The 9,452-nt window shown below is 41.7% G+C and carries 7 protein-coding genes, 1 tRNA gene and 1 pseudogene; all 9 read right to left on the bottom strand.

All coding sequences use genetic code 11. The features are described from left to right. Window positions 1-144: 144 nt before the first annotated feature. Window positions 145-792: an ABC transporter permease gene (locus QME45_13765; protein ID MDI6619696.1), complete on the bottom strand. Its 648-nt coding sequence runs from the start codon at window positions 790-792 to the stop codon at window positions 145-147. Next, window positions 738-1,076 carry an AbrB/MazE/SpoVT family DNA-binding domain-containing protein gene (locus QME45_13760; protein MDI6619695.1) on the bottom strand — a complete coding sequence of 113 codons (339 nt, stop codon included), beginning with the start codon at window positions 1,074-1,076 and terminating at the stop codon, window positions 738-740. The genes QME45_13765 and QME45_13760 overlap by 55 nt, the downstream gene beginning before the upstream one ends. Window positions 1,077-1,275: 199 nt before the next feature. Then, entirely contained in the window at window positions 1,276-3,135 is a 1,860-nt protein-coding gene (locus QME45_13755) for an ABC transporter ATP-binding protein (protein MDI6619694.1), read from the bottom strand. Beyond that, window positions 3,135-4,859, bottom strand: coding sequence for an ABC transporter ATP-binding protein (locus QME45_13750; GenBank protein MDI6619693.1), 1,725 nt, complete (start codon window positions 4,857-4,859; stop codon window positions 3,135-3,137). Before QME45_13750 ends, QME45_13755 begins: the two co-directional genes overlap by 1 nt. Before the next feature lie 499 nt (window positions 4,860-5,358). After that, entirely contained in the window at window positions 5,359-5,940 is a 582-nt protein-coding gene (locus QME45_13745; GenBank protein ID MDI6619692.1) for a phosphorylase, read from the bottom strand. Between the two features lie 320 nt (window positions 5,941-6,260). Next, complete coding sequence (locus QME45_13740) at window positions 6,261-6,917, bottom strand: DUF1648 domain-containing protein (GenBank protein MDI6619691.1); 657 nt, start codon at window positions 6,915-6,917, stop codon at window positions 6,261-6,263. Window positions 6,918-6,942: 25 nt separating this feature from the next. After that, window positions 6,943-8,115, bottom strand: coding sequence for an MFS transporter (locus tag QME45_13735; GenBank protein ID MDI6619690.1), 1,173 nt, complete (start codon window positions 8,113-8,115; stop codon window positions 6,943-6,945). Window positions 8,116-8,314: 199 nt separating this feature from the next. Continuing rightward, window positions 8,315-8,837 (bottom strand): annotated as a pseudogene (locus QME45_13730) (MerR family transcriptional regulator). Between the two features lie 421 nt (window positions 8,838-9,258). After that, window positions 9,259-9,334: transfer RNA gene (locus QME45_13725), tRNA-Pro, on the bottom strand. Window positions 9,335-9,452 lie beyond the last annotated feature (118 nt).

The following is a 9,452-nucleotide window of genomic DNA, read 5'->3' as shown; positions in this document are numbered from 1 at the left end:
GGCCTTAGAACTTACAAAACTTGAATCTGGCGAATGAGTGTTCAAAATAACATAATCTCATATTACGAATCGAAGCTCTCCTATATGTTCAATTGATATTTCATACTGTTGTTATTTCATGCTGCGTAAAAGAGCCTATAATTTTTAAGCATTATCGCTATTCATTTTTCTGGTAAATACAAGAATGGCGATTATCATAATGATAGATGCATATCCGATTACCCACCATAAATCCGGAAAAATAGAGGAATAATTGCCTGAAATCGCAGCCCTTCCGGACCTAACTGCATGAGCGAACGGAAGTGCATATGCGACACTTTTGAAAGTTCCACCGACCAAATCGAGATCAAACCAGGTTCCGGAAAGCCATGCGCTCACATTGGTCAACAATGCACCGCATATGCCGCTCACTTGTTTATCGTTGAACAGGCTGCCACAAAGCAATCCTATTGCGATAAACAAAACTGCCGCCGGGATCAATACGATGATTGAAAGCAGTATATTTATGCTGACGGTCAAGCCTAAGAACAATGCCACGATAAAGCATACGGCAATCTGTAATATTGCCATTGGCAAGAGGGGAAGAGTATATCCGAAAATAAAATTGCTTGACGTAAGGGGGGAAGTAAATAGACGAAACATGAATGAACTGGTTCTGTCCTTTGAAATCAACATGCCTGAAAAAAGTGAAATAAATGAAAGCCCGAAAACAGCAATGCCCGGAGCAAGCTGATCGATTACAAACAATTTAACAGGGATGTTCGACTGTATAGCCGTGAGGAGCAGAAGCAAGACGACCGGAAAGCCGATACCAATGCAAAAGTCAGGTTGTCTTCTTCGCTGTGTTCAGGATAAATTTCCTTGCCTTTTCCTTCAAAAATCGCATCTGCAATTTTGCTGAAAACACTTAGCCTTTCAATTGCGATGCCCTTTTTAGCATTTGCAAGAAGAACCAACGTATCGCCGGGTTTAATCCCAAACATATCACGCACTTTCTTGGGGATTACAATTTGTCCCTTTGGTCCTACCTTGACCGAACTCATATATTTATTATTGTCTTTTGATCTATTAATCATATAACCCCTCCAATTAGTTATACAAGTATTACTTGTATAACTAATTATAAATTTAACACTGAATTCTGTCAATCAGTTTTTCACGCTCATGATCCGTGGATTTATCAGTGTATCTTGGCAGCAAGGGTACATATCCTATATTTGATGGAAAATCGATTGCTTTCCGTTTTATACAGCCAATTCAGTCGGCGCATGGTATTTATGACAGCTCAAACTGGCCGGTATACAGCTGATAATACCGGCCCCTTTGGGATATCAGCTCTTCATGGCTGCCACGTTCCAAGATGGTGCCGTTTTCAAGCACGATTATGGCTTTCGCATTTCGGACTGTTGAAAGTCTGTGAGCTATCACGAGTACCGTCCTGTTTTCCATCAGATGATCCATTCCAGCTTCGATCAGCTTTTCAGTATGGGTATCCACCGAACTGGTCGCTTCGTCGAGAATCAGTACCGGCGGATTGGAAACAGCAGCACGGGCGATTGCAATAAGCTGGCGCTGACCCTGGCTTAGGTTTGCCCCATCGCCGGTTAGCACGGTATTGTAACCGTTAGGCAGACGCTGTATAAAGGAATCGGCGTTTGCAAGCTTTGCAGCTTCGATTACTTGTTTTAAGGTTGCCCTTGGATTTCCATAACGGATGTTATCTGCAATTGTACCCGTAAACAGATGGGTATCCTGAAGCACTACGGCAATAGAATGCCGCAGGTCGTCCTTTTTTATATCACGGACATCGATTCCGTCATAAGTGATGCTGCCGGAACTCACATCGTAAAAGCGGTTAATCAAATTGGCAATCGTCGTTTTTCCGGCTCCGGTAGAACCTACGAAAGCGATTTTCTGTCCTGGCTTTGCATAAAGGTTGATACCTTTAAGAATGGTATTGCCATATTTATATTCAAACACTACATCATGGAAGCGCACATCACCGCGAAGCAATATCAACTCCACGGTTCCATCGGCATTCGTCCGACGCCATGCCCACTTTCCCGTTCCATTTTCACATTCCTGAAGTTTTCCATCCTGCATCTCCATCACGTGTGTAAGTGTTACAGTGCCGTTATCGACCTCTTCTGGTTCTTCCATGATCTCAAGAATACGCTCCGCCCCGGAGAGAGCAGCCAATATAAAATTGAACTGCTGCGAAAATTGGTTGACCGGCATCGCCGTCTGACGGACATAAACAAGATATGAGGCAAGGCTTCCAAGGTCGATCTTTCCAGCTATCGCAAAGAATGCGCCTATACAGGCGGAAAGAGCATAATTGAAATAGGAAATGCTGACAACTACGGGTATGAGGAGACCCGAATAAGTCAGCGCTTCCGTGGCAGCTTTCTGAAGATTTTTGTTGCGTGCGGAGAATTGCTGAAAATCTTTCTCCTCATGGTTAAAAATCTTTACTACCTTCTGTCCCTCGACCATTTCCTCGATAAAACCGTTTAAGCTTCCCATATATTTTTGCTGCTGTGAAAAATAAGCATGGCTTTTTTTTGCGCTGTAGCGCATAAATAGAAACATTCCCAGAAAACATAAAAGCACGATGATGGACAGCTCTATATTCAGTATCATAAGCACCGTAAATGTACCTATGATGATGATAAAGTTTCGAATAAGAACTGTTATGCTATTGTTGAGAGCTTCGGATATCGTATCAATGTCGTTTGTAAACCGGCTCATCAGTTCTCCATGGGTCCTTGCGTCAAAAAAACTGAGGGGTAGTTTTTGTACCTTGCGAAAAAGATCATCCCGGATTTCCTTTATGATCTTCTGTGCGATTTTTACCATAAGCTGCGAATATTCAAACGATGCAGCCACACCGGCAAGATAGATACCACCCATAAAGAAAAGAAACTTTACTAGTCCACGAATATTCCCGGGGATTATATAATCGTTTATAGCCGGTTTTAGAAGGTATGTTCCGTAAACGTTGGCTCCAGCGCTGACAGCGATCAGCAATGAAACAAGCAGAAAGGCTGTACCGTGATTTCTCATGTAACGCCACAGGAACTTCAGCGTTTTTAAGATATCTTTCGGTCTTTCATGTAGCATAGTTCTTGCCATTATACAGCAGCCCCCTTTCTTTGAAATTCATAGATATCATGATAAATAGGATTGCGTATAAGCAGCTTCTTATGTATTCCGGTATCATTGATTTTTCCGTTGTCCAGAACTACGATCAAGTCGGCGTCTTCAATGGAACTGATGCGCTGAGTTATAATGATTTTGGTCGTACTCTTTAGATTCTCTGTGAGCCTCCTGCGGATTTTCAAATCGGTATCAGTATCTACAGCACTGGTTGAATCGTCAAGGATCAGCACCTTTGGATGTTTCAGCAGTGCGCGTGCAATGCAGAGACGCTGTTTCTGACCTCCGGACACATTGACTCCGCCCTGCCCGAGGTCGGTCTCATAACCGTCCGGCATTCTATCAAGAAATTCATCGACACAGGCAATATGGCAGGCCCAATCAAGTTCCGCCTGCGTCGCATTCTCGTTTCCCCATTTCAGATTATCACGAATCGTTCCGGAAAAGAGGGTGTTCTTTTGAAGCACCATTCCTATGGCGTCACGCAGATGTGCTATTGGATACTCTTTTACATCGTGTCCATCGATTTTCAGGCTTCCCAAAGTCACATCGTAAAGACGTGGAATCAGTTGTACAAGAGAAGACTTTGCAGATCCAGTCCCGCCGATGATTCCGACTGTCTCTCCCGCGTCTATATGCAGACAGATATCAGAAAGCACATATTCCTTTGCCGTTTTTTGGTATTTGAAATATACATGTTCAAAATCTATGGTCCCATTTTCTACAACTCTGCTCTGCATGCCGTCGGCCATCTCTTCCGGTTCGTCCAGGACTTCAAAGATACGGCTGGCGGAGGCTGTTGAGCGGCTTAACATCAAAAATACATTGGATATCATCATCAGAGAATTCAATATTTGAAGTACATAGCTCAAAAAGCCGGTAAGCCGTCCCACCTTCAATGATCCGGCATGCACAAGGTTGCCTCCGAACCAGAGTATGCATATAATAGTGGCATACATTATAAGCTGAAAGCAGGGCATATTCAAAACCGCATAATGGAAGGCACGCTCAGAAGACTGTCTAAACGTCTCATTTACATCTGAAAACTTTTTGCATTCGCTGTCGCCCTTGACATATGACTTTACAGTCCGAATGGCTATCAGGTTTTCCTGTACTATGGAATTTACTCTATCCAAAATTTTTTGCATTTTTCCGTACATAGGGCCTAATTTTTTAAGAACAAAAAACAAACAAGCAGCCAGCACGGGCATGGCGATCAGAAACACAAAAGTGAGTTTCACACTCATCATCAATGTCATCGACAGAGCCATGATCATCAGCATTGGCCCGCGTACGATCGGACGGATGCCGTTGCAGACCGAATTTTGTAGAATGGTGATATCGCTCGTGAGTCTCGTAATCAATGAAGGTGTGCTGAAATGATCCATATTGGAAAAAGAAAAGCTCTGCACCTTTTTATACTCCGCCTTTCTCAACTCTGCCCCGAAGCCCTGACCGGCTCGCGCGGCAAAACGCGCATAAAGCACACCCAAAAATAGTGAAACCAGCGCGAGCGCAACCATTACAAAACTTTTTGTCAGGATATAATTTTCGTCCCTATTTGCTATCCCTACATCGATGATGTTCGCCATGATCATCGGTATAATCAGCTCAAACATGGCTTCCAACGCGACGCAGATAACACTCAATATTAAATACTTCCTATATTTATCGAAATACACAAAAAAACGCCTAAACACGTATTCTCCCCTCCTCAAAATGTACAATATAATTTTTATTATATCATCTTTTAAAGAAATACAGGTCACTTTTACGTTTTTCAGCTTCGATTCGCAATATGAACTCTATATTATTTTGGGCACTCATTCGCTAAATTCAAGTTTTGTAAGTTCTAAAGTCCGCAGCAAAAGAGAATCCAAGAGCTTTTGAAACTCGTTTCACTCAGACATTCAAAAGCTCTAAGGATTCTTATGCGGCTGCAGGCCAAGAATTTATCAAAATTTTCATAATGCTCATTTGTCGTTCAAAATAACATAATCCTATTTATGCTTGATTTCAAATTACGAATCGGAGTTCCCAAAGGAGAAGATCTATAATCAGGTCGGAGGGTTTTGATAACCTACTGATTTTGCTATTGAAACGAAAAAAAGCCCAGCATTGCCGGACTTTTTCATGTGTCAACATTGTGCAGATTTGACGTGATAATATGCATAGGCAACTCAGCGCTGATACAATTAATTATTCATTACGGAAAATATCTATGATGATTTTTGGGAAAATCATGCGGTGTACATATTTCCGATATTCCATTTCTTCCGGCGTTCGGCCGCTTAACAACGATTTATTAGTTACCGTATTATCAGAAATGCTAAATATAGCTGCTATCGGTATGTTAGCAAGTTTGGCGGCTCTGAAAGCAGCAGCGGTCTCCATTTCTATTACGTTGCAGCCCATGTCCAGAATTTCGCCTATATGCGCGTATTGGGCAAATATCGTATCTATACTGAATGCCTTTCCGATATGCCACTTAAAACCGTTTCCTTTACAAATGCGTTCAGTAATCATTTTAGTTTTTTCATATAAATCGATATCCGGATATGCTTTATCTCCGAAAACATCGTTGTTGGAAAGAGTATCGGAAGCTATGTAACGGCTGGCTCCGTCGCCGCAGATTGAGTATTCCGGTATAACGATGTCGCCTATACCTATTGACGCATCCAGCGAGCCTGCAGAACCGATAAATATAATCTTCCTGCATGGTGTGACTCCTAAAGCCAATATCTTATCCATTAAAACAGGCGCGCCGATGCCGGTTTTGATATAGGTTACATCGAATGTATCGAAACTGATATTCCATCATTTGTGGCAATGCTGATTTTTGCACGGGAAATGATTGACCGGCCTAATAACTTTTCATATTTCAGCAACGAAAGGGGCAAACCGTATTTAGCATAATGACATTTGAGCACGAATCAATATTTGGCCGGAGAGAACACTTTCAAAGTAAATTAGTTTAAATCGCGCCTATAGCAAAAGCTATAGGCGCGAAGCGTCCGCGGCGCTTTGCTTTAATGGTCTCAAATTCAAAAGCCAGTAGTTGCACTTTTTTACGATATTTATCCAGTACATCTGTTGGCACATTATTGCTTAGAAACATTATATGTGTAAACGACATCTACTATCAAATCAGTTACGATTACAACTGCCGAAAAGATGTAAACTTGTATACTATGAAAAATAAAGGCATTACCAACCAGCAATATAAAACCTGTAATAATCCAACTGACTCCGCCAAACTTCTGACTTTTTTGCCACGCTTTATCACTGCTTAAGCTCCATTTTGTTCTCAGGCCGATTATACTGTTCCGCTTTAATCTTGGCATGAAATTGCCGATCACGATAAACACAATGCCTATAAGGGAAAACATGGCCTTGTTGATATCAACCCAGGCATATAAATTTACTACTTGCTTTAGCGATGTATATAAGAAAATTACTGTCAAAACATTAAAAACAAGTAATGCCATAACACTGGAAACAACTGTGACTTTCTGATTATTTGTATTACCATTTGATTCATTTTTGCTTGCCAGCTTTCCCATCAGCAGCAAAAATAACCCGAATAAGATGACGATTACGGGTAAAATAAAAACCTCCGTTTTACTTCCATATCTGTTCACTTCTCCGTTTAAACCATAATGAGCAGGTATCTGATCCGGCAAAAAATTAAAAGCAGCACAGGATAGAATTAGCGGCAAGAACATTAAGATATAAAAAATAATTTTGCTTTTTTTCATCCCAGTTTATCTCCCTTCAAATATATTAGCTCCTATTTTTTTCAATTGTTCTGGTCAGCCGTTCGGACATCAAAAGCATAAGGATTGCGAAAAATATTAAATAGAGCGGGTATACACCAATGTCTATATGGTCGGCGATTACACCAAAGAGCGGAGGCATAAAAGTGCTGCCCATATAAGCGCTTGCCATTTGGATGCCGATAATTGCCTGCGAGTTTTCCGCGCCGAAATTCGAAGGAGTCGAGTGAATAATTGAGGGATAAACCGGAGCACAGCCGAGACCGATAATAACAAGCCCAAGCAACGCTAAAGTATTGATTCCAACAGGAAGCCCGAGCATAAAAATGCCAACCATAATGGTTATGATTCCAAAGCGAATCAGCAGTTTGTCCCCAACCATCTCAGCGATAAAACCACAGAGAAAACGTCCGAAAGTTATGCCGAAGAAAAACAGCGACGCAAATTTTGCGGCAGTTTCAGCATCAATTCCGCGGTGTTGAACAAGATAGCTGCTTGCCCACAGCCCCGTTGTGCTTTCAAGGGCGCAATAGCTAAAGAAGGTTAGAAGGATTAATTTAACCCCCTTAATTTTCAAGGCCTGCCACAGGCTCAGAGCTGCCGCAGGTGTTTCATCGCTGTCATGGACAATTGATTTTCTTTTCCATAAGGGAAGGCTAATAAAAAGTATTACTGTCAGTACAATCTGAATACCGGCTACCGAACGATAGCCAGTATCCCAACCTCGTCCGCTTATCAGGCAATAGCTCATGATATAGGGGCTTATCGCTGCCCCAACACCCCAAAAGCAATGCAGCCAGCTCATATGCCGGGAGGCATAGTGCAGTGCGACATAATTGTTTAAAGCTGCATCAACTGCGCCTGCACCCAGCCCATAGGGAACTGCCCATAAGCAGAGGGAGATTAATGATCCGGAAATTGAAAAACCGAACAGCGCGACCGCCGTCATCATAACGCTGATTGCGGTTACAAGCCCCGCGCCGTGCCTTCTTGTAAGCCGGTCGGACAAAAGACTGGATACGATTGTCCCGCCGGCTATAATCATTGTTACAATACCGGCATAGGACAGCGGCACGTCAAACTGCTTATACATAACAGGCCATGCGGAGCCGAGAAGCGAATCGGGCAGGCCGAGACTGATAAACGCGATGTATATTATTATAAGTAGAAGTGAATACATAAATCCTCCAGAACAATTTGTACGATAAATTAAAATTTATAGGCTTTTTTATTGAATTCTATTTAATCCCGAAATTCAACTTTCCACACTCTTTCCCAGTATTTGATATTTACGATAAAATTCAACGCCTTAAATGTAATTATATCATAAAGAAAAGTATTTTTTTACCTAAAAAAACCGCAAGATGGGCTAAGGAAGCGTTTATTTGGCAGGACAATTTCTGCACTTTCTCATATCGTTCAGCCGTCCAGCCCATTATTTTGGCATTGCTGGCATCTACAATGGCGTCACCGAATTTTTCACGGATTTCCTTGCCATACTGCTTTTCGTTTTTTTCAAGCATCTTCTGCTTAAAGCATTCAAACTTTTCTTTGTCGCTCATTGTTATCTCTCCTTTCGATGCGGCAATCGTTTTTTCTATATTGCTAATCAATAGCTCTATCTGTTCCCTTTTTTGCTTTTAGGGCCGACAGATGGCCTTGCAGCGCCGATATGCAATCATAGCCTTTGGACCATATGATATTTTTGATTTTATCAAGCGGTACACCGAGTTCGCGGTAGAATAAAATCTGCTGGAGCAGGTCAACTTCCTTTTGTCCATATACACGGTAACCGTTACTACTTATCCGTTTCGGAGATAAAAGCCCGATTTCATCATAGTAACGCAGAGTGCGGGTGCTGACTCCAGACAGCTTTGCCAGCTTATTGATACTATATTCCATAATCATCCCTCCTTAGTTCGTAATAAAATATCCGGACTGTTTCACGATATCTTCCCCACCAATGAAGGTTTTGGTTGCTTCTGCGATCGTTTTGCGTAAATAGGCTTGTAATTTGCTTGGTATCCTACAAAATAGCCTCCACATCTGAATATACCACGGCATAAAGCCAGCGCCGGTATAACCTTTTATTTGCGCAAGTCTTACAGAGTTGCCCAAAAGATACCAATTCTTATCCTCCTTAAATTTTCTTAATCATTTATTGATCATTTAATGATTGCAATGGTAAGTATAAAGTATGCCGTAGCGTAAATGTCAAAAAGACCGCTCCTAAGGCGGCCTAAATTTTATATAAAATAAAAAAAGCCCAGTAGTACCGGACTTTTTCATGTGTCAACATTGTATCAATATTGACGTTTGTTTTTGGTCTGGGTGACTGGATTTGAACCAGCGACCTCCAGAACCCCATTCTGGCGCGCTACCATCTGCGCCACACCCAGTTATTTAAGACAAAATATATTATAATATAAAAATATGACGTATGCAACATTTTTCTTCGCTATACTTCGATTCGTAATTTGAACTTATGTTATTTTGAACACTCATTCGCCAGATTCA

It is taken from the genome of Clostridiales bacterium, assembly GCA_030016385.1.
In the GTDB taxonomy this organism is placed as follows: domain Bacteria; phylum Bacillota; class Clostridia; order Clostridiales; family Oxobacteraceae; genus JASEJN01.
The sequence above is the reverse complement of the archived record's forward strand: the minus strand, read 5'-3'. Positions and strand labels throughout refer to the sequence as shown.